Here is a 26066-nt window from a genome sequence, read left to right on the forward strand (position 1 = left end):
CGGCTGTTTGGAATTATGAATGCGTTCGTTGCCACTCAACAGTTCTTATCGATCCACGCACACCATGCGTGGAAATCCGCTGCCCCGCACTGCTCGGCAATCGACTGTGACGTCCCTGTCGGAATTTCGTCCTCTGATTTCATCGGGATCGACACGACACGCACCTCGTCGGCTTCGGGGTGTTCGTATCGAAGTTTCAGGTGGCTCCCTCGCTGGCCTGCCCGTCTAAATCGTGATTGCGGAGTACATTTGCGATCTCCTGCCCGGAGAAATTTGTCCGCACCATCTACTGCATAAATTCTGGGAGGGACTCGTCGTCCGTGTTCTCTGGGTCAAGTCCGAACTCTCGGAGTGTCTCGTCGGTCACTGGCTCCCCCTCGCCCGTATGCAGTGACAAGGCCTCAGCGAGCATCACGAGTGCTTCGGCTTTGATCTCACCGTAGGACGCCACGCCGGTTTCGAGGTCTCGGGCGGTGATCCGGCTGTCGTCCTCGTAGATGAATTCGACCCCCTCGGCGCGGTTGTCGCATGTGCGGCCGGCTGTGTCCCCGCACCCCTGTTTGAATTCTGGAGAAGGGTTCGGCCGCCACCGCTTTCTTTCGCATCACGTGTCCTGTGTGCGACATCCACCCGAGAAGTTCAGTAGCCACAACCCGCCCCGTGGCTGCGGAGCGACTCCGTGGGCTGGCTTGGTTGCTATCATGTCTGCTTGTAGTGCCCTCTCACACGCCCCGAGCTATCGACTCTCATGGGGGATTTACATACCTCCGGCTCTTCGGTCAAGTTGCAATGGCAAACGGTACGGTTGACTTCTTCAACGACACTGGCGGCTACGGATTCATTGATACTGACGATGCTGACGACGACGTGTTCTTCCACATGGAAGACGTTGGCGGCCCGGACCTCGAAGAGGGCCAGGACGTCGAGTTTGACATCGAAGAGTCCCCGAAGGGTCCGCGAGCGACGAACCTCGAGCGCCTGTAAGGCCAGCTCCAATCGCGCAGCAACGAGCGTCGCGGCATCGACGCGATCAGATTTTCCTGATTTCTCACCCGTCCAGCGGTGCTGCTATGGTCACCGGGCGTCAGCTTGATACCCACGGAAACCGAAACACAAGTACCGAATGCGGCGTGAACACTTCGACCTCGACGTGCGCAATCTTGAGTGGGTGGAGGCCGACGACGACCCCGAACAGCCACTCGCCTTAATCGAGTTTTCCGGGCCGGCCGAGGAGCTGATCGACCGTCTGACCGGCGTCGACGGGACACCGCTGGACAGCGAGGAGATCGATGTCGCCTTCCGACTCCGGGATCCCTTCGACGACACCGATGACGCTACCGGCGTTGTCGGCGTCACCAACCGGCTGACCGGCGAGTTCATCTTCGAGACCAACGAGGACGCCGAGGATGTCTTCGGGTTCATCCACGCGGCCCGGGAGTACGGCCAGTCGACCGACGCGGCCGACGCCCGCTACCGGATCCGGCTCTCGTTGGCCGACGGCAAGACGATGACCTACGACAAGGGCACCTTCCTCGTCTACGACGATGCGGGTGATCTGCTGCGCAGCCAGAGTCTGATCCCTTCCGGCGTTGAGCTGTAGCGACCGAAACCAATAGACAGTTAGCGTCCTCCACCCAACCGTTTCCCGTGCGCAACGTTACCGATCGGACGAGCAATCCCTTTGATCTTCAACCGCCCTGTGAGCGGTTCGTCCCCGGCTACGGCGATGCCAACGCCGACTTTCACGTGATCGGCGACCATCCAGGCAGCCACGGCGGGGTCGACACCGGCGTGCCGTTTACCGAGACAGCAAGTGCTGAGACCCTCCAATCAACTTTGCAAGCGACCGGGTTACTCGACACAACCGGCGATCAGCCGATGGTCAACTCCACCTACTTCTCGTATCTGCATCTCTGTGTCTCTCCAACCGACAGCGGGCCGACCGACCGCGAGTACACTGAGCTGGAGCCGTTTTTCGACGCCGAACTCCGCGCGATCGCGGCCCACGTCCTGCTCCCGGTCGGTGAACGCGCGACCCGCCATGTGTTTGAAACCTGTACCGCTCGCTCGTGGACGCCGGCAACCGAGATGACCGACCTCCATGCGACGGAGGTTCGTGGCAGCGGCTGGCTCGTGATGCCAGTCGCCGAGCCCGCCGACTGGGGCCCCGACGACGGCGACGTGTTGAAAACCGCTCTTGATCGGCTCCAAGCGACGGACTTCCGTCGAGAGAGCGATCTGGGGCGGTTCATTGCCGGCAGTGATCCATACTACGTTCGGTAGCCGAGCGGACGAACGTTCGGTGCATCGCCTCTGAATCCGACAGTTCACGCTGTATCGCTTTTTAGATGAGCATTTACCCAGAATTACGTGGTCGGCTGGCGAAATTTAGCCCGTCGGAAGCCTTTTTGCGCCCATCCGTGCAATCATTTATCGGCGAACTGGCGTTGACGCGTCAGCGTCGCCGACACGCTGTGGACTAGTGCTCCCACAGTGGCTTGGTCAGTCAGACGGCCCCTCGCGGGCCGCCTTCCGCGCGCTGTCAGCCCTGCGGTATGGTTAGATTATCGCTGTCAGCATGTTCCTTTCATTCTCGGTCGCCAGTCTCGGACAACGAAAGCGTAAAACGGTGACCGCCCAAACGGCGATTATGGAACTGCGCGTTATCGAGAAAACCGACACGGAGCTGCGGATCGAGATCGCCGGCGAGGATCACACATTCATGAACGTCCTGAAAGGGGAACTGCTTGAGGCCGATGGCGTTTCCGCCGCGACCTACAACATGAACCCCGAGCAGTCCGGCGGCCAGACCGAACCTGTCCTGTCGATTACAACCGAGGACGGCCGCGATCCGCTGGATGCCTTAGCCGACGGCGCGAGCGCGGTTCGGGAGACGACTGACGCGTTCAAAGACGCCTTCGAGACGGCGGCGTAGTTACCCCCGGATCGGGAGGCCTTTGTCAGCGAGATAGGCTTTTGTGTCGGCGATGCTGTACTCATCAAAGTGGAAGATGGAGGCTGCCAGCCCCGCGTCTGCACCTGCTTCGACGAAGACTTCCTCCATATCCCCTGGGCCACCACACCCCGAGGAGGCGATCACCGGCGTCGAGACATTGTCACAGACCGCCTTCGTTAGCGCGATGTCGTACCCATCTTTCGTGCCGTCAGCGTCGATGGAGTTGACGAACAGCTCGCCCGCGCCGCGGTCTTCGGCCTCCTTTGCCCACGAGATCACGTCGCGACCGGTGCCCTCCCGGCCGCCTTTGACGGTGCATTCAAACCAGACTTCCTCGCCGTCGACGGTGACGTACTGTTCGCCCTCATCGTCGGAGCGGCGGCGGGCGTCGACGGAGATGACGATACACTGGCTGCCGAAGGCCTCCGCGCCCTCGGTGATGAGTTCCGGACGTTCCAACGCGCCGGTGTTGATCGAGACCTTATCAGCGCCAGCGCGCAGCGTTTCCTTGATGTCGTCTTTCGTCCGAATTCCGCCGCCGACAGTCAGCGGGATGAAGCATTCGTCGGCAACCGCCGAGACGGTTTCGAGCATGGTTTCCCGCCCCTCGGCAGAGGCGGTGATATCGAGAAAGACGAACTCGTCGGCTCCGGATTCGTTGTAGGCTTTCGCCATCTCGACGGGGTCGCCGGTGTATTTGAGATCCTCGAAGTTGACCCCGGTGTAAACCGCGGCGTTGCCGTCCTCATCGAGGTCGACATCGATACAGGGGATAATCCGTTTTGTGAGTGTCATCTGATACGACCGTCTACGCAACCACCGGGTAAAAATCGTCTGCAACGGGGGAACTGACAACGGCACGGATCTCCGGTAAGATCTGTCTCGTCAACGTCGGAAAGGCTGGTATTATACACCGGCGGTAAGTACAACAGGATACCGTATCGCGCCCTCCATCACGTCCAATGCTTCTTGAATCTGGTAGCGTGCGCTTCTGGCACGTGCTTGTGTTCGGTCTTGCGTGTGTGCTCGGGCTCGGGAGTGCCATCTGGACATACCACCGTCGCGACCAGCATGCCGCACAGGCATTTTTGTTGTTCCTTGGGGTCACTGTCGCGTGGAATGCGACCGTATTGCTCAGGATCGTCGGCCCGGTTGCCCTTGCCTGGGAGCTCCACCTCATCGAGCAGTTTTTTCAGGTGTTGATGACGCTCGTCTGGTTGTATTTTGCTGTGGTCTATGCTGGCTACCGCTCGGTACTCATGCGTCGGTCGGTTGCCTACCCGCTGGCGGCCGTCGGGGGGAGCATGCTTGCCGTGGAGTCGTTTCCACCGATCGCGGCACGGACAAACACGAATCCAACGACCATTAGGGAGCCGTTTGCCTTCGTCACCTGGACTGATACCGCGCTTTCCGGGGTTGTCGAGGTGCTTGCGCTGGCAGCGTTTGCGGCCGGCTCCGGGCTGATCCTCTATAAGCTGCTGACCGCAAACTACGTGCAGGCCTGGCAGATCGCCCTCGTTTTTGTTGCAACGTCCGGCGCGATCTTGATTGAGGTGGTCGAATCGGGGATTCCACACGCGGTCTCCGGTGTCGACTACCCTGCGTTAGCGGTGACAGGTGTCGGCGTCTCCTACGTGGTCGGCCTGTACCGCTACGATCTGTTTGGCTACACGCCGGTCGATATGTCCGATGTGATCGATGGGATCACCGCGCCGGTACTCGTCCTCAACCCTGAACAGCGGATCGTGGATTTCAACGCCCCGGCGGCGGCGATGTTTCCGGCGGTGGCCGCCGGCGAACGCGCGGATACGGCGTTGCCAACGGCGGTTATCAACGCGGTGCCCGCCGATCTTGCCGCTCCAACCGACGCCGAGGTGACACTCAGCCGCGACGGTGATAAGCGAGTACATCGGCTGTATGCCGCGCCGCTGGACTCCTTTGGCGACAGCTACGGCGTTGCGATCACGGTTCGGGATATCACCACTCAGCGTCGTCGAGCGGAGAATCTGGCACTCCTCAAACAGATCCTCACCCGCGCGCTCAGACACAACATCCGCAACAAGGTCGACATCGTCCAAGCGAACAGCCAAGCTCTGATTGACAAACTCGATGGAACGGAGGAAACTCAGGCCCGTGCTGCCTTTGAGGCCGCCGACGACCTGCTTTCGATCAGCACCAAAGCGCGGACGATGAAGGATGTCGCCGAACACCGCGGGCGCACAACCCCGGTGGCGATGTGTGAGCTACTGAGTCAGACGGTCGCCGAGTACGAACAGGGGTATCCCGAGACAACATTCGTCGTCGACTGTCCGTCTGCGTGTACGGTCGAGGTGACGCCGGATATCAAACCCGCCCTGCAAAATCTCATCGAGAACGCCGCCGAGCACAACCCTGCGGCCGACGCGGAGGTGCGGGTCACGCTCAATCAGCAGGCCGACGCGGTGGTGCTCACGATCGCTGATAACGGGCCCGGCATTCCAGTGAATGAGCTCACGGTGCTTGAGCGCGGTCGGGAGGACGTTCTCTCACATGGGAGCGGGCTCGGCCTCTGGATCGTGACGATGGTTGTCGAGGAGATCGATGGGTCGATCACCTACGATACCGGCGACAACGGCACCACGATCACGCTACGGTTCAATCAGTCGCCGGCTTAGTCGTCGCGGTTGTGGAACGCCGCGGCCGCCAACAACGGGAACACCAGTGTCGCCTCGGCTTCGATCTGAGTGTAGTTTGTCTCCTGTTGTTTGATCTTTCCCCAGGAGACGGCCTCGTCCGGCGGCGCGCCCGACAGTGAGCCGTCGCCCTCCATCCCCGTCGAGATGTAAACCACATAATCCGCGCCACCGCGGAAGAGGTTCGTCATGATCGCGTGGTGTTTCGGAACGCCGTCGCCGACGGCGATCAACCCGGTCGTATCGGCCAGCAGGCCCTGTTCGATGAGCTTGTCGTAGTCGTCGAGGATCTCGATGCCGATGTCGACATCGTTGGCCTGTTTGTAGTAATAGAGGAAGTTGCCGACCTCGGCGTCGGTCAGGGCGGGACAGTAGACGGACACGTCGTGGTCGGCGGCCTGTTTCAGCACCGAATCCTCGTCGTCCAGCCGCTCGCCCAGCTCGCGGGCGAACGCGGTCGGCGTGCGAATCTGTTCGTCGGCGAAGAAGTCATCGAAGAAATCATACAGATACTGTTCGAGCCAGACGTAGCGATCTGAGGGGACGTAGATGTTGCCCAAGCGATTGATCCCTCGCTCGCGGAGTTCGGCCTCGTCGGCGTCCCACTCGCCCATCTTGAACGGCCGGGCGGATTTGATCACGTCCTCGGTCAGCGAGCCGGAGGTTGTGATGAGTACGTCGATGTGGCCCTCGCGGATCAGCGAGGCGACGACCTCCCGCAGCCCCGAGGAGATGATGTTGGAGGTGCAGGTGAGGTAGATCGTCGCGTCGTCGTCCTGCATCTGCTTGCTGATCTCGATGCCCTCCGCGAGGTGGGTTGCCTGAAAGCCGGTCGTCGCGTAGCTGTCCAGTAAGTCGTCAAGATCGAACTCGCCGCGGAAATCGTAGCCGGCCACGTCTTCGGTATCGGGCTCGTTGTCGCTGCCCGGCACGACGTGGTCGTGGGTCTCTTCGCTCGTGTCGTCGCTCATGTGTGAGCGTTGGGCTACGAGGGTTTGAACGAATCGGGTTGGGGCCACTACAATGTCATTGGCGCAAAATCAGACAACTGCAGCCTGTACAATCTATACTCATATGCCCAAATGTAAATCAAAAAATCCTCATTTTAAACAGGTTAACTCAGCCTGTTCATCTACGAGAGTATTCAATAAATTATTTATTCACTCAGCCACTAACATTATTTACGACGCGTCCCTCCCCGGGACGCGTATTCCTACGGTTCCCTCCCCGGAACCGTGTTACACAAACCACGTAGTGACTTCTCTAATCAATATACGCAGATATTTCATCCCTGAAAAAATTCTTAGCCTCTTTTCGATCCATAACGGTGATTGCTTTTCTATCATTGAGCTCCTGATAACAACTCAACGATCCGGGATTATCTAGTACGATCAGATAATCTTCCTTGCACATATAATCTCTGTCTCTGCTTTCGTTAAAAAATTTCACACATCCATTATTTTCTTGAGCGAATTTGCAGGCGTGATCGAAAATATCTAAGGATTTTGCCTTCGCCGAGTCCATCGATCTTCCGGTTTCCAAATATATTTTTGGGCTAGGATAATGCAGAATGCTACGGATGCTCTCTGCAGTGTGTGGGATCATCTTCTCTAAATCATCTCCATGATCAATAGCTTTTGAATCCACGTACGCAGATTCATCTGGGGTTATGTTTTTTAAAAATTCGTAGATTTCCTTCTCGCCCCACTCGTCTACCTGTTGTTTGACCATATCCATCGTTAGATCTGCTAGAGAAAGGAGAGGATACGTTTTATCGCCCTGAGGAACAACCTGAATTTGATCTGCCAAGCCACCTACTCCAAGCCACGCTTCAGAAATGTGGCCGCCAAAATCGTCCGTCATTACGTTCTTGTGTATTGGCCAGTCATCGTGAGGAAGATGATGCGGTCTAGTCTCTTTCTTCCGTAAGTATTCCCATATTGCAATTATGTTATAGTATTTTTCCAAGAAATTGTTCATAAACTTTTGAGATTCTATTCTTTTCTTATCATCTTCATTTTCATCAAAAATATCAATCCACATTGGAGACAACGAGGTTTCAACAAACTGCACCTCACGTATTGTATCGATGGACAACAGCTCAGTAACAATATCTCGACGTGCTTCTGCACGATCCCAATCAGTAACCCATCTCGTGATATCTGAATCTTTAATTATTGGGTGCTGTGTTTCAATATTATATTGTTTGGATTTCTGTTTAACAACATCGAAATACGCCTCATTAAAATCATCTAAATCATCAACAGCAACTGCAACTGCCGCGAGACTAATCCAATTGGGTCTTTGATCATGGAATTTATATTTTGTCGCATCGGAGGCAACCCAGCCGTTGTCAGTCATATACACTTTTCATAATTCAGACTACATCAAGTTAGGGGATCAGAAGCTCAAGATCAATGCAGAGATAGACTGAGAGAAATCCATCTAAGACCTTGTGTGAGTGATATCATAAGCCCCGCCGTGATCGAACGGGAGACTGATCACGATTTCCTCGTAGGGGAAGATCGGCTGTTTCGCCCGCTCGCTCGTCTCGAAGCGAATCACGCCGAGGCGTTCGAGTTCGGAGAGTTCCTCGTGGACGTTTTTCACGTCGCGGTTGACGAGCCGCGCGGTCTCGCGGATGCTCTCGGGAGCGGCGTCGGCGATGGTTTCGAGCAACGCCATCGTACGTGGATTGAACGTCTCGAACAGCAGGTCGGAACTCTCGAAGGCGAACCTGTCGGGGTCGTTGACCCCGTCGCTACGGCGCAGCCGCTCGATTGCCTCGCGGCCGTCGCGGTAGAGGTCGTCGTCGTGCTGTACCGTGACGAGCAGCGTGTCGGCCGTCGTCGTGTCGTCGAATGCGTCGGATAGTGTCATGTGTATCACCTCGTGGCCTCACGGGTTGATTCGGGCTTTCGGGATTTCGTTCCAGAACCGGTCGTACAGTTCGACCATGCCGGGAAACTGGACCGTTGTTGGTGTGGGATCGGGTGCAATGTGGAGTTCGTGGCCCTTGGTGGCCTCGTGAGCGTTGTCGTACCGGCGGATCGTTCCGTCGTCGAGGGTCTCCCTATCGACGGCATCGGGGGCGACCGCGCCGTAGTGGAGCGCGTACCGCCATCCGGACGGGTACGCGTCGGCCGCCGTTCGGCGGATCATTAACCGAATGAACGTCCCGTCGGCGTACCGCTTCCGAAAGGTGAACCCGTCTAACTCGTCGTCCGTGAGGTTCATCCCCGGCTGTTGGTTTGTGAGCCATCAGTGTGAGACTGTTGGTTCTACTACCAACAGCTACCGCAGGCAACGCGTTATTTCAGCCGATAAATACGCGCTTCCCACGGCCGCAGATCGAAGCCAGCGGCGTCGACATCGGTCGCCCGTTCGTCTCGAAGCGCACCACGCTGGGCCGTCTGGGTTCAGATAATATCATTCTAAGATTATGAAACGATAGCCCAATGTGATCGTACAAACACCCGATCCATTTCGACCACACCCTCATGATATAGCTAGCTTTTTTCGCGTTCGGTCGAAAGTAGTGGTGTGTCTCAAACAATGCAAGCAGCCGTTGTGCCGGAAGCCGGTGCTGAGTTTGAACTCGTTGAGCGGGATATCCCTGTGCCCGCAGCCGACGAGGTACGGATCGCGGTCGAAGCCTGTGGCGTCTGTCACAGCGACGCCTTCGTCAAAGAGAGCGGCCATCCACAACTGAGCTACCCGCGTGTGCCGGGCCACGAGGTAACCGGCTACGTTGATGCGGTCGGTGACGACGTTTCACAGTGGGCCGAAGGCGAGTTTGTTGGTGCTGGCTGGCACGGCGGCCACTGTTTCAGCTGTGAGCCCTGCCGACGCGGTGAGTTCCTCAAGTGCGACAACGCCGATATTACCGGGTTGACTTTCGATGGTGGCTACGCCGAGTACACCACCGTCCCGGCCGAGGCGATCGCAGCGGTGCCGGACGATCTCGCCGCTGTTGATGCGGCCCCGCTTCTGTGTGCGGGCGTCACGACGTACAACGCGCTTCGCAACGCCGATCTCCAACCCGGGGATCTCGTCGCCGTCCAGGGCGTTGGTGGCCTCGGTCACCTCGGGATCCAGTACGCTCACGCTGCCGGTTACGAGACGGTTGCGCTCTCCCGCAGCCCGGACAAGGAATCGCTCGCGATGGAGTTGGGTGCTGATCACTTTATCAACGCCAGCGAGCGTGACTCGGCAGCAGCCATCCAATCGCTCGGCGGTGCCGATGGGGTGCTCGCAACAGCTCCCTCCAGTGAAGCGATCTCCTCGGTTGTTGCGGGCATCGGCAACGACGGTGCGGTGATCATCGTTGGTGTCCCCGGTGAGGACGTTGCGGTGAACGCCCAGCATCTTATCGGTACTGCCGGATCAGTCGAAGGCTGGGGTTCCGGTGACGCCCGCGACTCACAGGATACGCTTGAATTTAGCTCTCTCAGAGAGATTACCCCGCAGATCGAAACCTACCCGCTGTCCGACGTTGCAACCGCATACGACCGGATGATCTCCAACGACGCACGGTTCAGAGCCGTACTTACGATGTAGACCGCGACTCACACCAAGCACCGCCCCCGTTTTCAACACATCGAGCTATCTCGCCTCCCGCCCGACGCGGCTCCATTGCCACAAACGGATTATTTTTATTTGCCATAGCCCCATTTTTTAGCCCATGTCAGCTCACTGTGACTCACACAGTTGTTCGATCCTTCCTGACTCGGTGCCGGACTCACTGCAGCCGACCACACGGCTGAGCTGGGAGCTTGGATCGCGTGTCGTCGACGACGCTGAAGCCTCACTTGAGTCAGAGTGGTACCGCACTGCGGGGGGGTGGCGGCTCAGCGTGTATCGCGTGACCAACCATACTGATATCCTCCAGCTGCAAACGCCTGCTGGCCGAGAGCTGTTCTACGGGGTTACACAAGCTGGCTTTAGCTCAGCGGTCTCCGCGCTTGAGGCGGCAAACTCCTGGTGTCGCATATCGGCCTAACACAGTCACACCTGTTGTCGATCGCCGTTGCGGTCGTTTTCGACGGACAAAGTTGTACTCGACAGCGTCAGCTCAGCGCAACCGATAGATCCGCGCCTCCCACGGTCGCAGATCGAAGGCCGCGGCGTCGACATCGGTTGCCCGCTCGTCGGCTCCGTAGTTACACACCAGGAGTTCGGCCTCCATCTCGTGGGGATTGAACTCAACCTCATACTCCGGAATCCAGGTGTGGCTCTCGAACTCGGCGAAGTTGAGCGTAACTAGCAGTCGCTCCCCGCCCAGCGTACGCACGTACGACCAGACCTCCTCGTGGTCGTTGATCAGCACCTCGTAGTCGCCGTAGACCAGCACGTCGCTCACGTCGCTGTCCTTCCGGAGGTCCATCAGGTCGCGGTAGTAGTGCCAGATCGAATCCTTGTCGGCGCGGGCGGCCTCGACGTTGATCTCGTCGTGGTTCGGGTTGACGCCGATCCACGGCTCGCCGTCGGTGAAACCGGCGTTTTCGCTGTCGTCCCACTGCATCGGCGTCCGGGCGTTGTCGCGGCTGTTGTGCCGCAGGCCGTGTTTGATGTCGTCGAAATGCTCGATCTCGCCGCTTTCGAGGGCGTTTCGCACGGGGTTGATCGTCTCCACGTCGCGGAACTCCTCCAGTGAGTCGAAGGGGTAGTTCGTCATGCCGATCTCCGCGCCTTGGAAGATGTACGGTGTCCCGCGTAACGTGAAGATCAGCGTTGCCAGCAGTTTGGCGGACGCCTCGCGGTACTCGTCGTCGTTGCCGAACCGCGAGACCAGCCGCGGCTGGTCGTGATTGCTCAGGTAGATGCTATTCCAGCCGTCCTCGGCGAGCCCGTACTGCCAGCGATTAAACGAGTCCCGCAGGTCGTTGAGCGTCCACTCGTTGGTTTCCCAGATCTCGCCGCCGTGATCCAGCAGGACGTGATCGAAGTGGAACAAGGTCGACAGCGGCCCATCGCGGCCGACGTAGTCGATAGCGGTCTCCATATCCATCCGACCCATCATCTCGCCGAGGGCGAACACGTCGCGGTCGGCGAGCACGCGGTCGTGCATCTCATCGAGGAACTCCTGCATCCGTGGGCCGTCGAAGGTCTCCCAGACCTCGGTATCGTTTCGCGGCGGGTCGTGTTTCGTCACCGAATCCGGCTTTGAGAGAAGGTTGATCACGTCCATCCGGAAGCCGTCGATCCCCTTCTCAAGCCACCACTCCATCATCTCGAAGATCTCGTCGCGCACGTCGGGATTTTCCCAGTTCAGATCGGGCTGTTTCTCGTCGAACAGATGGAGATACCACTTGCCAACATCCTCGTCGTAGGCCCACGCTGGGCCGCCGAAGAAGGACTCCCACTCGTTTGGTGGGGCCTCGTCTTCGGGGCCGAGATGGCCGGTGAAGCCCCCGACATCAGTGCGACCCTGCTTCCAGATGTAGTAGTCGTGATAGTCGCTATCGGGATCGCGGGCGTCAACAAACCACTCGTGTTCGTCGGAGGTGTGGTTCACCACGAGATCCATGATGAGCTTGATATCGCGGTCATGGAGACCATCCAGCAGCTCCTCCCAGTCGTCTATCGTCCCGAACTCGTCCATGATCGACTGGTAGTCGGCGATGTCGTATCCGTTGTCGGCGTTCGGTGACTCATACACCGGGTTGAGCCAGATGATATCGACGCCGAGATCGTCGAGATAATCGAGTTTTTCGATGATCCCTGGGATATCGCCGACCCCATCGCCGTCTGTATCATTGAAACTCCGCGGATAGATCTGATAGATAACCGATTCTTTCCACCATGCACGGTCAAGAAGCTGTTCGTCCGTCGTCGAGGCTGTCATATCTCTTCTTGTTCGTCCGACTGCGTTAATACCTCTGTTTCCGGCGACAATGCTGATGCGTGTGTTTTAGGATGCTACCAGCGAACAGTCAGCTAATGAGCGCACACGACCACACCGACGATGATCCGTTCGACCGACACGAGGAGGGGACGGCCACCCGTGTTACTGCCCCGATGCAGTCGTTTACCCGCCAGCAAGCGACGACCGGCGGGCTCATACTGCTTGGTGGCCTCCTCGTCGTGTTTGGACTCCCGTTGATCGCGCTGTGAGCCGGCTGTCGACTACAGGCTCTCGGTGAACGAACAGAAATCGCCGTCCCCAGTGACCCCACACTGTTCGCCTGTCTCGTCGATCCCAGGGCGTGGATACCACGCCAGCGGGTGATCGGCGACGAGATCAACGGTCACACGCTCGCCGAGCTCGAAATCCTCGACGTGGTTGTGTAGGCAGTGGATCGTATCCCCGCTATCGAGTTCGACCCGGTAGATGAATGATGGGCCGACGTACTGTCGGGAGACAACCTCGCCGTCGGTCTGCTCCTCGTGGGCCCGGCCAGCCCGGAGGTCGTCAGGTCGGACGAGTACGTCGACAGCGATACTGTCATACTCCGCGGCGTAGCCGTCGAGTGTTCGGGCATCGAACGTTCCGATCCCGGTTTTGACGGTGTCGTCGTGGACGTATGCCGTCACAAAGCTTGCCCGGCCGAGGAAGGAGGCAACAAAGCGGGATTTTGGTTGCTCGTATACGCGCTCAGGGCGACCGAGCTGTTCGATCTCCCCGTTGTTCATCACGGCGACGCGATCGGAGATCGAGAGCGCTTCCTCCTGGTCGTGGGTGACCGAGATCGCGGTGACGCCAGCTTCCTTGAGAATTGATCGAACCTCCTCGCGCATCTCGACCCGCAGCCGAACATCGAGATTTGAAAACGGCTCATCAAGCAGCAACACCGCAGGCTCAGGAGCGAGCGACCGGGCGAGCGCGACGCGCTGTTTCTGTCCGCCCGACAGTTGATCCGGCGACTTTTCACCGTGGTCAGGCAGATCCACTAACTCCAGAAGCTCATCGACACGGGCCTCAGTGTCGACAGCGTCCATGTCGTCGACCCCGAAAGCGATGTTCTCTCGCACCGAGAGATGCGGAAACAGCGCGAAGTCCTGAAAGACGATCCCCACATCTCGTTCCTCAGGGTCGGTCGCCTCGGCTGGCCGTGCCACCGGCTTGTCGTTAAGTGTGATCTCTCCCGCTGTCGGCGTTTCAAGCCCGGCCAGCAGCCGGAGCGTCGTTGTTTTCCCGCACCCGGAGGGGCCGAGTAGCGTGAGGAGTTCGCCGCGTTCGACCGCCAGCGAAACCTCCGAAACCGCGGTCTCCTTGCTGAACTCCTTGGTTACCCCATCAACTTCGAGAATCGGATCGTCGACGGTTGATTCCGACTCATCGGCCATCGTCGGGTGCTCGGCGTCCTGTGCGACCGCGCCGTGCATGAGTGAGTTGTTTGCCATAGCGATCCGAAATGGAGCAACCGAAAGCCAGCGACGGTGGCCATGGCCGCTCCGTTCTTGCTGCCACACTACTTTAGGACATCCTAAAAGCATGTCGGCTTCCGTCCCATCGGCCACACCAACAGTGTTGTTACCCGCTGTCGCCTCGGCTCCGGTGAAGCAACGGGGCGTCGACGTAGGATACCGACACCCCCACGCTTCAACCCGACCACCACAAGCGATAGCTGTCGGCAGCGGTATTATCTCTGTAAGGTTAAAACGACACTACGGTGATCGCCAGTCCTTCGTTACCTCCATTCGCCGGCCACAATCGAATCGACAGCGAGAGCGACTGTCACTCCACTGTCTTAGCGATCACATCTCGCAGATCGGTGACTGTCTCCGATTCGAGTTCGACCGTTTCGTCACCGACCGTCAGCGACAACGCGCCGTCAGCGGTCGCTTCGCCGAGCGATTCGACAGCTGCGACGCCGTCGAAGACCTCGCGCACGCTCTCGGGATCAGTCGTCTCGACGACGACCCGGCCGGGCGTTTCGTCGAACAGCGCGACCGCGTCGCCGACGGCAACGTCGGCACCGGCGTCGGCTGTCAGCAACTCCGCCAGCGTGACCGCCAGCCCGCCGTGGCTCACGTCGTGAGTCGCCAGTGTCGACTCGTCGCGGGCGACCTCGGCGACCGTGGCGACGAGTTCGGCTGGGTTTTCGGGCAGTTTTGGGAACGCATCGCTGCCGCCGGCGGCGTTGAGATACTCAGACCCGCCGAGGGCGTCGCCGGCGTTGCCGACGACGAGGAGTTCGCCCTCGCCGCTGAGTGCGGCCGGCGGCGCGTCGTAGCCGGCTTTTGTGCCGACCATCGCCAGCGTCGGCGTCGGCGGGATGGGGCCGGCCTCCGAATCGTTGTACAGCGAGACGTTGCCGCCGACCACCGGTGTCGAGAGATCCGCACACATCTCCGCAAGACCGTCGACGATCCGTTTGAACCCGCCGTAGATGTCGGGTTTCTCGGGGTTGCCGCCGTTGAGACAGTTCACCGCCGCGAGCGGAGTCGCACCCTTGGCGGCGATGTTGGTCGCGTTCTCGAGGGCGACTGCTTGCGCACCACCGTAGGGATCGACACTCGTCCAGTTCGGATTCGCGCCCGACGAGATGGCGAGGCCGGTTCCCGCGCCCGTTGTATCGTCGGCATCGCTCGTCTCCCGAACCGCCATGATCGCCGCATCGTCGCCGGGTTTCATCGCGGTTCGGAGGCCGACCTCGTAGTCGTACTGTCGGTACACCCACCGCTTGGAGGCGGTGTTGGGGTTCGCAATGACGGCCTCGATTGCCGCGTCGAGATCGGCGTCCGGCAGGTCGCGCTCGGCGGGCTCAGGAGCGACACTATCGAGGTCGTTCATCGGCGCGCCCTCCGCGAGGAATTCAGGGGCAACGTCGACGACGATTTCGCCATCGAATGTACACGTATAGTTGCCTTCGTTGACCTCACCGATCACCGAACAGCCGAGATCGAACCGCTCGGCGATTTCGGCCACGCGGTCGACATCCTCGGGGGCGACCTCGTAGCACATCCGCTCTTGGGATTCGGCCAGCAGGATTTCGAGGGCGTTCATGTTGGGTTCGCGCTGGTGGACGCGATCCAACGCGATGTCCGCGCCGAAGCCGCCCTTTGCGACGAGTTCCGAGGACGCCCCGCCGAGCCCGGCCGCACCCAGGTCGCGGGCCGACTGAACCAGGTTCTCGTCGATCAGCGTCTCGCTGGCCTCGATGAGCAGCTTTTCGCTGTAGGGATCGCCGACCTGTACCGCTGGGCGATCCTCGGTTTCGGCATCCTCGTCGAGGTCTTCGCTGGCAAACGACGCGCCGCCGAGGCCATCGCGGCCGGTCGCGTTGCCGAAGAGAACAAGTTTGTTGCCGGCCTGCTGGGCTTCAGCGGTCACGACGCGTTCCTCGTCGGTCACGCCGACACAGGCAACGTTGACGAGTGGATTGCCGACGTAGTCCGAATGAAAGGCAACGCTGCCGGCGACCGTCGGGACGCCGATAGAGTTGCCGTAGTCGCTGATCCCCTCAACGACGCCCTCGAAGAGATACTGGGAGTGCTCGCGGTCGAAGGAACCGAAATAGAGGCTGTCCGCCAGTGCGATCGGATACGCCCCCATCGAGAGCGTATCCCGGACGATGCCGCCGACGCCGGTGGCCGCGCCGTCGTAGGGATCGACGTAGCTCGGGTGGTTGTGGCTCTCGATGCCGAGCGTGATGTAGGTCTCGCTGTAGTCTTCGGGTGTGCGCTCGCCTGCGGGCGTGTCAGCGGCGTCAGGTTCGGGGACGGCGATGACGGCGGCGTCGTCGCCGGGGCCGATAACAACCTGGTCGCCCTCGCTGTCGAAGGCTCCGAGCAGCGGCCGCGAGGAGCGGTAGGCACAGTGTTCGCTCCAGAGGTTTTCGAAGAGATTCGCCTCGGCGGGCGTCGGCTCACGGCCGAGCTCGGCGGTGATCAACTCGCGGTCGGACTCCGAGAGACTCATTTGGCCTCTCTTTCCAACCGCCGGCTTAATCTCTTTTCATGTTCGGGGTGTGACCACCAAAATACGGCAGCAACGGGCTCACGCAAAAAGTTCGTCGACGGCGTCCTCGGCGGCATCGATCGCCGCGTCGGCGACGGCCTCCGGGTCGGCCGCAGCATCGTCGACCGTGTTCAGATAGATATCGAGATCTAACACGCCATCCTCGAAGGTGACGGTGATATCGACATCTGTGATCGCGGAGTTCGCAAACCGTGAGAGAATAACCCCCTCAGCGGCCTCCGCAGCGGTGCTGACGACCGTTTCGTCGTCCGGTTCCGTACTCATTTACGCGCCGCCGGCGCCGCCCGGACCGGCCGGGCCCTGCGGGCCGCCCGCGCCGCCGAGCATCTGCTGGAGCTCGTCCTGCAGGCTCTCGAATTTCTCTTGGACTTTCGTCTCCTGTTTGTCAAGCTGTTCGGCGCGCACTTCGAGATCCTCGACCTTCTCTTCGAGCTTGCCGGACGCCGACTCGTAGTCGGTCTCGATGAGGAGTTCGCCGACCTCTCGGTACATGGTTGACTCGTCGTCAACGTCGTCGAGGGCGTCGAGTGCAGCCTTGGTTTCGGTGAGCGTTGCCTCGGTCTGCTGTTTCTGCTCGGAAACCTCTTGGGCGGTCTCTTGAAGATCCTGCAGCGTTTCGAGTTTGTCCTGCGCTTCCGGCGGTAGGTTACCCTGCATACCCTACAGGACGGTCGCCACATGGAAAAAGCCATGCAATTCCGACGGCCGCCTGATCGACCGACGGCGTCGGGTTCGTATTGCGTTTGTGCCGTTGTCGGCTCTCGCCAGCGTTGGCTTCCAGCGGTGTGGCTTCTGTTACCGCAAACCACGGAGCTGTGGCTGAGCCAGTACGTCGTCGGCGACCGTCTCGGCGGTTGCTACGTAGCGACACCAACTGTTGATTCCGGCGCGAAGCGCGACGCGGTCGGCCGCGGTGATCTCGACGGTGAGAACAACCCCGTCGCGGTCGACGCTCACCGCCGAGCGATCGTCGTCGAGTTCGCCGACCTCGACAGCGATGCTGCGTTCGACCCGCCGCGCAGCTGTTGCTGTCGGATACTTGAAACGCAACTGCGTAGAATGAAGCTGTGACACGACCGCCGTCAGTGGACGTCGACTTCCTTGATGCCGCCGCCGCGTTCCTTCAGGAGGACGCGGTGCCCACAGTACGGACAGCGGACGCCACCGTACTCATCGAGCGTCACGTCGCGTTTACAGCGCGAGCACTTGTAGCTCATTGTTACTCCTCGTCTTCGGCGAGGGCGGCGCGGATCGAACGGGTTGCCTGTTGGCCACCGGGCGTTTTCGGCTTGTAGGCACCGCCGGTAAACTTCTCGCCGGTCTCCTCGTTAACCCAGATGCCGGTGCCGACGCGGGTGACATCGTCGCCGTCGACCTCGGCGTTCTGCATTCCTGCTTCGATTTCCTTGACTCGTTTGCGGGAGACACGCCCGTATCGGGCCCCAAATCGACCGGCACTGCCGGTAGATCGTGCTTTGTCCTCAGCCATAGTGCAACACGATACCGCCAGCGCGAATAAAAAGCTGTTGAGTCGGTCTGAAGACCCCTGCCGCCGCTAGCGCTGTGTCGCCGCTTCAAGCCGCTCTCGTTCCGCACGCAGCAGCCGTTCCCACAGCTCAAACAGCGTGCTGTCGAGCCCGTAGGCCGCATCGATCTCTCGCACCCATCTGTCGTCGGCAAACAGCGCGGCCTGAAACCGCTGTACCTGTGGCGACAACGACTCGCGGTGACCGGTGTAGTACGCGAGGCTCTCTTCGTGGGTACGATCGATCAACCCCTGTGGTACCACAATCCCGGATTCACGAGCAACGTGGACGAACCATTCAAGATGGAGGATGGCATCCGCGAGTATGAACTGCTCACGAAAGCTATCGAGGTGGGCCGGGGCCGGCCGGCCGTCGACAAGGGCGTTGGCTGGCCGACTGAATCGCGGCACCGAGACGGACAGTTCATGACAGTATGGTTCGGCAACTGCTCGCAGCCGGTACTCACAGTATCGTACCGGCCCCAGGAGGCTCACCTCATACCACAGCGGCAGCCACTCACAGAATGGTTCGGAGAAAACGGCGTCAGCCAGCAGGTCAGCGGCAATCGACCGTCGAACCGCGGGCGAAACTGACGCCGGTGGTCGCCCGTCTCGCATCGCCGCAACGCCAGCCTCGTAGTCGACAAACTCGGCGGTGTCGAACCCCATCTCCTCGGCGACGCCGTCGACGTATTCCGCACCGATCCGGTACCAGTCGGCGAAGTCGGCGGCGGTGTAAAGCCGGAGCAACGAAAGAACGCTCACAGGCTTACTCGGAGCGGCCGTGGCTTAGTCTTGATCGTCGGGCAGTGCAGCAAGAACGTCGAGCGAACAGTTCTCAGCCACCAGCGCGGCGGCCTGTGCGTACGGCGATGCGTTGGGCGTCGCCCCTGTGGGTCGCTCACGACCGGCCGCCTCAAAGACCCGACCGACGAACGCCCGACGCGCCGTCTCGTTTTCGAACAGCCCGTGGAGATAACAGCCAACCACGTCGCCCGCGCTTGCACCGAGCGCGGCACTCGCGTTGTCACCACGGGCGAACGGTGTTTCGACACCTCCTGTCGCCTCGGTGGTTCCCATGTGAATCTCGTAGCCCGAGACTGCGCCACTTGCGCCCGCAAGCGGGCCGGTTCCGTCGAGGTCGAGTGTCGTATCGACAACCCGTTTCTCCGGGGTAAACGTCGTTGCCACGGGTAACAGACCGATCCCCGGCAGCGTCGTTGCGGACAACTCGGCGGCCGCCGCGCTGCTGGCCTCGGTGTCGACGCCGCGAAGTTCCTCACCCAACAGTTGATACCCGCCACAGAGGCCGACGACGGGGCCACCGAAGGCTTGGAGTTCATCGTCGAAGCCGGCGTCTTTGATCGCCAGCAGGTCATCGACCGTGTTCTTCGTGCCCGGCAACACGACCGCGTCGGCGTCAGCGAGCGACGCGTCGAGTGGGACGTATGCGACCCGAACGCCGGCGGCGGCGGCCAGCGGCTCGAGATCGGTGAAATTCGAGACGCGGGGAAGCCGCGGGACGGCGACCGTCACCGAATGCTCAGGGGCGACGCCGTCGTCGTCACCGCGGACGGCGCGCTCATCGGTTGCCGGCAGATCGACGCTGTCCTCGGCCGGGAGGCCGGGATCGTCGTAGGGAACAACGCCGAGCACATCGACGCCGGTTCGCTCCTCGAAGGCGTCGATCCCGGGAGCCAACAGATCGGCGTCACCGCGGAACTTCGTGATGACGACGCCGACAACCTGGTCGCGGAGATCATCGGGCATGAGTTCCAGCGTGCCGACCAGCGAGGCGAAAACGCCGCCGCGTTCGATGTCGCCGACAAGGACGATGTCGGCGTCGGCAACGCGGGCGGTTTCGACGTTGGCGAGGTCGCGGTCGTGGAAGTTGATCTCCGCGATGGAGCCTGCGCCCTCGGCGACGATCACGTCGTGGGCGGCCGCCAAGCGGTCGTGGGCGGCGACGGCGGCCGCACGGGCCGTTTCCCAGTGGGCGTCGTAATACTCGCCGGCGGCGTAGTGGCCGACGCCGACGCCATCGACGACAAGTTGGGATTCGCCCTCACCGCGGGGTTTGAGTAACACGGGGTTGCAGTCGGTCGTTGGTGAGACGCGGGCGGCGCGGGCTTGGACGTACTGGGAGACACCGATCTCGCCGTAGGCGTCGTTGTCGCCACCGTCGTCGCTGACGGCGTCGCTCGCTTCACCCATCGTTTCGGGTGCACGCGGCACCGCCCGTGCGTTGTTGCTCATGTTCTGGGCTTTGAACGGCGCGACCGAGACGCCGCGATCAGCCAGCAGCCGACAGAGCCCCGTCGCGACCGTCGATTTGCCGACGTGGGAGGCGGTGCCGGCGACGAGGATCGTGTGGGCCATCTCAGTATTCGGTGCCGGAGCGGGCGCGCTGACCGGCGTCGATCGGATGTTTGTGCTTGCTGATCTCGGAGATCAGGTCGGCGTGGTCGGTGAGATAGGTGGGCTCCGCGTGGCTGCCGGTGAGCACAACCTCAAGAGCGTCGGGTTTGGTCTCGATGAGCTCACAGACCGCCTCGGGCGCAACGAGGTCGCGGTCGGCCGCATAGAGGATCTCGTCGAGAATCAGCATGTGGACACCCGCTTCGGGGTCGCTGTCGAGCGCAAATGGGGTGGTGAGATCGGCGTTGGCTGCGGCGGCAACAAGCTCTTGAGTGCGCTCGAAGCCGGCGTCGGCTTCCGATTCGTGGTCGGCCTCGCGGCTGCCGTCGGCCATGTTGTGCCAGCCGTAGTGGCCGGTGTTCTCATACGAGAAGCCGGCCGTTGCGGCGATCGCGTTGTACTCGCCGCGTACGTCGTCGACGCTGTCGGCCCCGCCCTTCATGAACTGTAGCATGTGGACGCGGTAGCCGTGGCCGGCGGCGCGAAATCCCATTCCCATTGCCGCAGTTGTCTTGCCCTTACCGTCGCCCCAGAAGGCTTGTACGAGGCCGAACTCGTTGGGTGCGGCCGGCTCGATGGGTCGGGCCTCAGGGGTGACGCCGCCACCTGGTGTTTGGCGATGGCCGGGTGGGTCAGCTTCGGAGTTGGATGTCATACACCTCTCTTGGACGCCAGGGGTATCTCAGTTGTGTTCAGCCGATTGGGCTGCCGCTATACGTCGAACGCCGAAAGCAGGCGATCGTTCTGGTGGGCTCGTTTTACCGCGATGCGGATATGTGAGTCAAGTCCGCGGAACGTCGTCGCATCGCGAACGGTGAGCCCCGCCTCGCGGGCTTCTGTGAGCACCGCCTCAACCGGCTTGCGTGTCTCACAGAGCAAAAACGGGGCCTCGGAGGGGGAGACTCGAAACCGCTCGGTCAGGCGGTGTCGCATCCGTTCGCGCTCGGCGTCGACACGTTCCCGCGTTTCGGCAACAAAGTCGGTATCGGCAAGACAGTGAGAACCGACGGCGGCGGCGGGCGTGCTCAGTGCCCACGTTGGCCGGGCGGTATCGAGCCGTTCTCGGCGGTCACCGGTGGCGACAAGAAAGCCGGCCCGAAGCCCCGGGAGTCCGAAGATCTTCGTCAGCGATCGGGCGACAACGACACCGGGGGTGCCGGCAAGCGAGGGCTCTGTGGTAAAATCGAGGAACGCCTCATCGATCAGCAGCACCGTCTCAGACGCCTGACACCGATCGGCGAGGGCTCGCAGTCTCGTGTGATCGTAGCTCTCACCGGTTGGGTTGTTCGGGTTACAGACGATCACCATGCGGTGGGCGGCTGGATCGATATCGGCGATCTCGTCGTGGCGGACAAACGCCGGCTCACCGCCGTGGAGTCGAACCTCGCGGGCGTACTCGCTGAAACTCGGTTTTGGGATCGCAACGCTGTCGCCGCTGTCGATGACAATCGAACACAGCAGGCGCATGCCGGCTAACCCGCCGGCTGTCGGGATGATCTCGGTGCCGGTGACGCCGATATACTCGGCGGCCGCCGCGCGGAACGCGTAGTACTCATCGCCTGGATAGCGGCCGGCCGCTGCGAGAGCAGCCTCATAGACACGAGCGACGCCGCCCGGTCGCCGAGGGTTTGTGTTGGCACTAAAATCGACAAGCTCCGGGTTGGATTCGCCACCGTGGGGGACACGGGTCACGGCGTCGATCGCGTCTGGATCCACAGCAGCCAATTGGTCGTACGCCACATAAAACCCTGAGCCCGGAGCAGACGGCTCCGTTTCGCTGCATTACCGGTTTGTTCGATCTCGCCGATCCACCCACCGCTCAACCGCGTCGATATCTCCCGGCCGGTTAACGTTGAACGCGAGGCGGCTGTCCTCCCAGACGGCTGTCTGACCATCCTCGCTGCCGACGACGTTGAGCCCGGTTGGCACGACCGTTGTCCCGTCGTGTTCGGTGGTTGTCTCCGCGCTGACGCCGAGGGCTGTTGTGAGCGATACCGGTACACAGACCGTCAGAGACTCCTCGCCGGCGGTTGCCGCCGCCCGGTCGACGTGGTCGGCGGCCACGAGGGGGAGGTCGGCTGCGACGGTCACAACCGGGGTGGTGAGCCGACCAACTGCCTCGTTGAGGTCGGCAACGTACCCGTCACCTGCTGTCTCGATACAGTCGACGCCGTCGATTTCGGTGAGATGGGCGGCCGTTTCGGGTGTCGCCGGCGAGACCCCCGCCGCAACAGTTGTAAGCGAACTCGCCTGCAGGGTGGCGACGACCCGATCGATCATCGGCTCGCCGTTGATCTCCACGAGCGGTTTTTCAGTATCGCCGACCGCCGGTCTGAGCCGTGTTCCCTCGCCGCCACACATGACCAGTCCGGTCGTCGCCCGTCTCTCGGCTGTGGTCGTCACCTCCCCCTCGTTCAGCTCAGAATCCATACCGACACCCCCACATGCAATGCGAGTGCACGACCCACCTCGTTGGTCGCTCCGATGAGGTCACCGCTCACGCCGCCGAGCTCGCGGTGCCCCCACGTCAGTATCGCCAATCCGACCGCCGGCCCAGTCACCACCGTCGCCAGCAAGGCTACCGACAGCCCGGTCGGCGCGGCAGCAACCGCCGGCAGGGAGACCACGATGGCTGACGCAAACGAGCGGTGATCAAGCTCGCCGACAAGCTGGGATCCCAGACCGTCGTGAGCCGGTCGGCCATAACACGCGACGAGGGCCATCCCGAGTTTCGCGCCGACCTCCGCGGCAACGACGAGCCGGAACGCCCGCCACGAGCCGATACCCGCAAACGACAGGACGCCGAGTGCCACTACCAGCAGCGTCACACCCAAGAGGAGGGCCCCGCCGACACCGGTAGCCGAATCCTTCAGTACCGCCCGTGTGCGGTCAGCGTCGCCGTGAACTGCCACTGCATCCCCAAGATCTGCCAGCCCATCGGCGTGGGTGACGCCTGTCAGCAGATAGAGCCCAACGAGATAGGCCGCCACCAGCGTCGGCGGTTGCACCGGGAGGAAAAACACACCCCCAACAAGGCCGCCGACGAGATAGCCGACCACCGGAAGGCTGTAGACCGCCCGCCGGAAGGCATTCCAGTCGGCTTCGCTGCCGCCGACCGGAATCCGGGTAAGAAAGCCGATCGCGCCACGAATCGCGCGGCCGATACCAACACCGGGAGTCAAGTCAGACACCGACGACCACCGCCGTTGTGAGCGCGGCGAGCCAGCCGGCCCGGCCGACGAGGGTGACCCCGTGGTGGCCCTCAGTCAACGTTGGCAACGATGCCACCGAGTTGAGCGTGTAGTGGCCGGACTTTTCGAGGCGGACATCGAGAGCGGCTGCCAGCGTTGCCATCGGCCAGCCGGCGTTCGGCGAAGCCGGCGTTTGGGCCCACCGGCGGCCCATCACCAACGGATCAGGTGACCGCGCGGCCGCCGAGAGGGTCAGTGCCGTCAGCCGTGCGGGCACCCACATGACGAGGTCATCGAGCCGCGCGGCCGCCCAGCCGACCGGTTTCGAGCGGTAGCCGACCATCGAATCCATCGTGTTGACGGCCTTGATCCACGCCGCTGCCGCGGTCGCCACCGCCAGCGTTGCGACAGGAGTGAGCCACCGGCTGGCGACGACACCGGCGATACCAAAGCCGGCCAGCGGCGCGACAAAGCCGTCCGAGAGATTCTCCGCCGCGCTCTCGACGGCCGCGCTCCGAATGTGCCCGGCTGAGAGGTCGCTGGCGTCTCGACCAGCCAAGGCGAGTAACGACGCGCGTGCGCCCGCGATGTCGGTTTCTGTTTGCTCAAGTACGTCGATGGCTGTCGTACAGAGCAACCGAAGGCTCATCGCTGAAAACAGAACGATGGTGGCGACAACGCCACCGGCCAGCGGTTCGATGTCGCCAGCCAGCCCGACGCCGAGAGCGACGACCACGGCCGCAAGCAACGGCAGACAGAACGCCCCAACAGCACCGACAAGTCGAGGCGCGTCCCACGAGCGGTCGAGCGGGCCAACCAGCCGCCCGAACCACGCGACCGGATGCAGCCGAGCCGGCGGCTCGCCGACGACGTGATCGAGGCTGACAGCCGCGAGGACGACACCGGCAGCCATCAGCGACATGGCTGACTCTCAGTGAGGCTTGTTTGGAGGGTGGGCAGCGACGTTTCGGTGACGTCGATGAATTCGCCACCGCAGTCGGTGATCCCGCCGTCGGTCGCAGGTGTATCACCGACGACGACAAGCTCGGCAGCCGCAACGGTGAGCTGGCGGGCCACCGCTTCGAAGGCCCGGGGGTCGGGTTTACGCCAGCCGCAGTCGACGCTGACAACAATAGCGTCGAAGGCTTCGTCGTCGAGTGCTGATCGGCTGAGCGTTCGGGCCACTAACGTAGGCACCGCACAGTTCGACAGCAGCCCGACCGAGCCGGCCTCACCGGCGGCGGCGACGGCCTCAACCGCACCCGCGCGGGTCTCGACAACCGGCTCGAAGGCGTCGATGACGGCCTGACCGGCGGTGGTGTCCGACACGTCGACCCCACGGCTGGCGAGGGCGGCGGCGACGTGGGCTGGTAGTGGGATCTCGGCTCCTTCCTCGGCGTCGATATGTGGTTCACGGTAGGCACTCGCCCAGTCGTCAGGGACGCTGATCCCGCGGGCGGCGAGTGCGTCGGCGACGGCCGCCGCTGGCTGGGGTGTGTCGTCGACAGCGACGAGCGTGCCAAACAGATCGAAGACGAAGGCGGCCGTAGCGGTCACGATGAATGGATATGCTACCTGCGGCTTGAAAACATCGGTGCCAGCCGGGGGTGGCGTGTTCTACGCGAGGCGCGCGAAGGCGAGCGTGCCGCTGATGTTTTTGATGTAGATCTCGACCTCGTCGCCTTCCTCCGCGCCGGGGACGAAGATGGTGTATTTGCCCTTCTCGGCGACGCCGTCGCCCTTGCGGCCGGTGCCGGTGATCTTGACCTCGTAGGTTTCGCCTTCCTCAACATCCGGGCGGTCGGTACGTTGGGAACTCGACTGCCGTTTGGCGACCGGACGGAACGCTCCACAGGCCTCACAGCGCAGCATCTGGGTGCGGTTTTCGGTGACGAGTTTCGTATCTGGGAGGCCACACTCCGAGCAGGTGACGTACTCGGCGATGTAGGCGTCGATGGCGGCATCGAAGTCCGCCCCGGAGAACTCGCCGTTGTAGCGCGCGCGGCCGTCCTCGTACTGGCCGGCGGTACCGAGCTCCTGTTGGATCGAACTGTGGATGTGGTCGGGCTCGCGGTTGAGCGCGTCGCCGACCGTCGGGAGGTTGGTCAGTCGTGTAAACGCGCCGTCTTTCTGGGCTTCGGCGTCTGGCACGTCCAGCCGTTCGTCTGAGCCCTCGAAATCCGGCAACTCCTCCATTGCCCGGTCAAGCGTCGCCTCGTAGTCCATACGTGTGGTGATGTCGTCGTCGGCTAAATGCGTTGTGAGACAGCGGTACACATTGTACGGAAGCGACGCGCCTAAGACGACCCCCATAGCCGGCAACAGCTCTCATCGGCGTCGCTGTGAGAGTCAACGGTGTCGGCACCAAATCAACCGG

General features: G+C 61.6%; 30 protein-coding genes and 2 pseudogenes. 8 read left to right on the forward strand and 24 right to left on the reverse strand.

Annotated features, from left to right (window positions below; all coding sequences use genetic code 11):
• Nucleotides 1-35: 35 nt before the first annotated feature.
• A pseudogene (locus DP106_RS08590) lies at nucleotides 36-286 on the reverse strand (type II toxin-antitoxin system HicA family toxin).
• Nucleotides 287-523, reverse strand: a pseudogene (locus tag DP106_RS08595) (type II toxin-antitoxin system HicB family antitoxin); the annotation flags it as partial. It lies immediately after the preceding pseudogene.
• 266 nt (nucleotides 524-789) lie between these two features.
• On the opposite strand from DP106_RS08595, the gene DP106_RS08600 reads away from it, so the two are divergent.
• The 4 genes from DP106_RS08600 to DP106_RS08615 all read left to right on the forward strand — a co-directional run bounded on the left by DP106_RS08600 (nucleotide 790) and on the right by DP106_RS08615 (nucleotide 2935).
• Nucleotides 790-984 carry a cold-shock protein gene (locus DP106_RS08600; protein WP_120084710.1) on the forward strand — a complete coding sequence of 65 codons (195 nt, stop codon included), beginning with the start codon at nucleotides 790-792 and terminating at the stop codon, nucleotides 982-984.
• Nucleotides 985-1123: 139 nt separating this feature from the next.
• Nucleotides 1124-1600: a DUF5793 family protein gene (locus tag DP106_RS08605; protein WP_120084711.1), complete on the forward strand. Its 477-nt coding sequence runs from the start codon at nucleotides 1124-1126 to the stop codon at nucleotides 1598-1600.
• Between the two features lie 47 nt (nucleotides 1601-1647).
• Nucleotides 1648-2283 (forward strand): uracil-DNA glycosylase family protein, encoded by a 636-nt coding sequence (locus DP106_RS08610; protein ID WP_120084712.1) that lies wholly within the window; start codon nucleotides 1648-1650, stop codon nucleotides 2281-2283.
• Between the two features lie 367 nt (nucleotides 2284-2650).
• Nucleotides 2651-2935: a DNA-directed RNA polymerase subunit L gene (locus tag DP106_RS08615; protein ID WP_120084713.1), complete on the forward strand. Its 285-nt coding sequence runs from the start codon at nucleotides 2651-2653 to the stop codon at nucleotides 2933-2935.
• On the opposite strand, the gene hisF is transcribed toward DP106_RS08615, so the two are convergent.
• Nucleotides 2936-3751 (reverse strand): imidazole glycerol phosphate synthase subunit HisF, encoded by an 816-nt coding sequence (gene hisF, locus DP106_RS08620; RefSeq protein WP_120084715.1) that lies wholly within the window; start codon nucleotides 3749-3751, stop codon nucleotides 2936-2938.
• A gap of 167 nt (nucleotides 3752-3918) precedes the next feature.
• On the opposite strand from hisF, the gene DP106_RS08625 reads away from it, so the two are divergent.
• Nucleotides 3919-5610 carry a sensor histidine kinase gene (locus DP106_RS08625; protein ID WP_120084716.1) on the forward strand — a complete coding sequence of 564 codons (1692 nt, stop codon included), beginning with the start codon at nucleotides 3919-3921 and terminating at the stop codon, nucleotides 5608-5610.
• Here DP106_RS08625 and DP106_RS08630 read toward each other — a convergent pair.
• From DP106_RS08630 to DP106_RS08645, 4 genes are all read right to left on the reverse strand, one after another.
• Nucleotides 5607-6599, reverse strand: a complete 993-nt coding sequence (locus tag DP106_RS08630; RefSeq protein WP_120084718.1) for a deoxyhypusine synthase — start codon at nucleotides 6597-6599, stop codon at nucleotides 5607-5609. The two genes, DP106_RS08625 and DP106_RS08630, sit on opposite strands and share 4 nt — an antisense overlap.
• Nucleotides 6600-6891: 292 nt before the next feature.
• Nucleotides 6892-7989: a hypothetical protein gene (locus tag DP106_RS08635; RefSeq protein ID WP_120084719.1), complete on the reverse strand. Its 1098-nt coding sequence runs from the start codon at nucleotides 7987-7989 to the stop codon at nucleotides 6892-6894.
• Nucleotides 7990-8073: 84 nt separating this feature from the next.
• Nucleotides 8074-8508, reverse strand: coding sequence for an HVO_A0114 family putative DNA-binding protein (locus DP106_RS16230; RefSeq protein ID WP_120084720.1), 435 nt, complete (start codon nucleotides 8506-8508; stop codon nucleotides 8074-8076).
• A gap of 18 nt (nucleotides 8509-8526) precedes the next feature.
• Nucleotides 8527-8865: a toxin-antitoxin system TumE family protein gene (locus DP106_RS08645; protein ID WP_120084721.1), complete on the reverse strand. Its 339-nt coding sequence runs from the start codon at nucleotides 8863-8865 to the stop codon at nucleotides 8527-8529.
• Between the two features lie 318 nt (nucleotides 8866-9183).
• Between DP106_RS08645 and DP106_RS08650 the strand changes: the two genes are divergently transcribed.
• Entirely contained in the window at nucleotides 9184-10188 is a 1005-nt protein-coding gene (locus DP106_RS08650) for an alcohol dehydrogenase (protein WP_120084722.1), read from the forward strand.
• A 124-nt stretch (nucleotides 10189-10312) separates the two neighbouring features.
• Nucleotides 10313-10630, forward strand: coding sequence for a hypothetical protein (locus DP106_RS08655; protein ID WP_120084724.1), 318 nt, complete (start codon nucleotides 10313-10315; stop codon nucleotides 10628-10630).
• A 72-nt stretch (nucleotides 10631-10702) separates the two neighbouring features.
• Here DP106_RS08655 and DP106_RS08660 read toward each other — a convergent pair whose 3' ends face one another.
• On the reverse strand, nucleotides 10703-12475 hold the full coding sequence (locus DP106_RS08660; protein ID WP_120084725.1) for a glycoside hydrolase family 13 protein: 1773 nt from the start codon (nucleotides 12473-12475) through the stop codon (nucleotides 10703-10705).
• Nucleotides 12476-12570: 95 nt separating this feature from the next.
• On the opposite strand from DP106_RS08660, the gene DP106_RS15830 reads away from it, so the two are divergent.
• Complete coding sequence (locus DP106_RS15830) at nucleotides 12571-12744, forward strand: DUF7550 family protein (RefSeq protein WP_165857854.1); 174 nt, start codon at nucleotides 12571-12573, stop codon at nucleotides 12742-12744.
• Between the two features lie 12 nt (nucleotides 12745-12756).
• Here the strand turns inward: DP106_RS15830 and DP106_RS08665 are convergent, their stop codons facing one another.
• The 16 genes from DP106_RS08665 to DP106_RS08740 form a co-directional block, all read right to left on the reverse strand.
• Complete coding sequence (locus tag DP106_RS08665) at nucleotides 12757-13917, reverse strand: ABC transporter ATP-binding protein (RefSeq protein WP_205738912.1); 1161 nt, start codon at nucleotides 13915-13917, stop codon at nucleotides 12757-12759.
• A 391-nt stretch (nucleotides 13918-14308) separates the two neighbouring features.
• The gene (gene purL, locus DP106_RS08670; protein WP_120084728.1) at nucleotides 14309-16495 is read right to left on the reverse strand and encodes a phosphoribosylformylglycinamidine synthase subunit PurL; all 2187 of its coding nucleotides are present in this window, start codon (nucleotides 16493-16495) and stop codon (nucleotides 14309-14311) included.
• 78 nt (nucleotides 16496-16573) lie between these two features.
• Nucleotides 16574-16819 (reverse strand): DUF3194 domain-containing protein, encoded by a 246-nt coding sequence (locus tag DP106_RS08675; protein WP_120084729.1) that lies wholly within the window; start codon nucleotides 16817-16819, stop codon nucleotides 16574-16576.
• Nucleotides 16820-17212 carry a prefoldin subunit beta gene (locus DP106_RS08680; RefSeq protein ID WP_120084730.1) on the reverse strand — a complete coding sequence of 131 codons (393 nt, stop codon included), beginning with the start codon at nucleotides 17210-17212 and terminating at the stop codon, nucleotides 16820-16822.
• Nucleotides 17213-17350: 138 nt separating this feature from the next.
• Nucleotides 17351-17629, reverse strand: coding sequence for a KEOPS complex subunit Pcc1 (locus tag DP106_RS08685; RefSeq protein ID WP_120084732.1), 279 nt, complete (start codon nucleotides 17627-17629; stop codon nucleotides 17351-17353).
• An 8-nt stretch (nucleotides 17630-17637) separates the two neighbouring features.
• Nucleotides 17638-17772, reverse strand: coding sequence for a DNA-directed RNA polymerase subunit P (locus DP106_RS08690; RefSeq protein WP_021040784.1), 135 nt, complete (start codon nucleotides 17770-17772; stop codon nucleotides 17638-17640).
• Between the two features lie 2 nt (nucleotides 17773-17774).
• Entirely contained in the window at nucleotides 17775-18044 is a 270-nt protein-coding gene (locus DP106_RS08695; RefSeq protein WP_120084733.1) for an eL43 family ribosomal protein, read from the reverse strand.
• A 66-nt stretch (nucleotides 18045-18110) separates the two neighbouring features.
• Nucleotides 18111-18845, reverse strand: coding sequence for a hypothetical protein (locus DP106_RS08700; protein WP_120084734.1), 735 nt, complete (start codon nucleotides 18843-18845; stop codon nucleotides 18111-18113).
• 24 nt (nucleotides 18846-18869) lie between these two features.
• On the reverse strand, nucleotides 18870-20459 hold the full coding sequence (locus DP106_RS08705) for a cobyric acid synthase (protein ID WP_120084735.1): 1590 nt from the start codon (nucleotides 20457-20459) through the stop codon (nucleotides 18870-18872).
• Nucleotide 20460: 1 nt separating this feature from the next.
• The gene (locus DP106_RS08710; protein WP_120084737.1) at nucleotides 20461-21153 is read right to left on the reverse strand and encodes a cob(I)yrinic acid a,c-diamide adenosyltransferase; all 693 of its coding nucleotides are present in this window, start codon (nucleotides 21151-21153) and stop codon (nucleotides 20461-20463) included.
• A 56-nt stretch (nucleotides 21154-21209) separates the two neighbouring features.
• Nucleotides 21210-22214, reverse strand: a complete 1005-nt coding sequence (gene cobD, locus DP106_RS08715; protein ID WP_120084738.1) for a threonine-phosphate decarboxylase CobD — start codon at nucleotides 22212-22214, stop codon at nucleotides 21210-21212.
• A 66-nt stretch (nucleotides 22215-22280) separates the two neighbouring features.
• Complete coding sequence (locus DP106_RS08720; protein WP_321167547.1) at nucleotides 22281-22928, reverse strand: NTP transferase domain-containing protein; 648 nt, start codon at nucleotides 22926-22928, stop codon at nucleotides 22281-22283.
• Complete coding sequence (gene cobS, locus DP106_RS08725; RefSeq protein WP_240625371.1) at nucleotides 22913-23689, reverse strand: adenosylcobinamide-GDP ribazoletransferase; 777 nt, start codon at nucleotides 23687-23689, stop codon at nucleotides 22913-22915. Before cobS ends, DP106_RS08720 begins: the two co-directional genes overlap by 16 nt.
• Complete coding sequence (gene cbiB, locus DP106_RS08730) at nucleotides 23682-24611, reverse strand: adenosylcobinamide-phosphate synthase CbiB (protein WP_120084739.1); 930 nt, start codon at nucleotides 24609-24611, stop codon at nucleotides 23682-23684. The genes cobS and cbiB overlap by 8 nt, the downstream gene beginning before the upstream one ends.
• Nucleotides 24602-25246: an HAD family hydrolase gene (locus DP106_RS08735; protein ID WP_120084740.1), complete on the reverse strand. Its 645-nt coding sequence runs from the start codon at nucleotides 25244-25246 to the stop codon at nucleotides 24602-24604. Before DP106_RS08735 ends, cbiB begins: the two co-directional genes overlap by 10 nt.
• Before the next feature lie 60 nt (nucleotides 25247-25306).
• Nucleotides 25307-25915 (reverse strand): translation initiation factor IF-2 subunit beta, encoded by a 609-nt coding sequence (locus DP106_RS08740; protein ID WP_120084771.1) that lies wholly within the window; start codon nucleotides 25913-25915, stop codon nucleotides 25307-25309.
• Between the last annotated feature and the right edge of the window lie 151 nt (nucleotides 25916-26066).

The sequence above is a fragment of the Halonotius pteroides genome, from assembly GCF_003605635.1.
GTDB lineage: Archaea > Halobacteriota > Halobacteria > Halobacteriales > Haloferacaceae > Halonotius > Halonotius pteroides.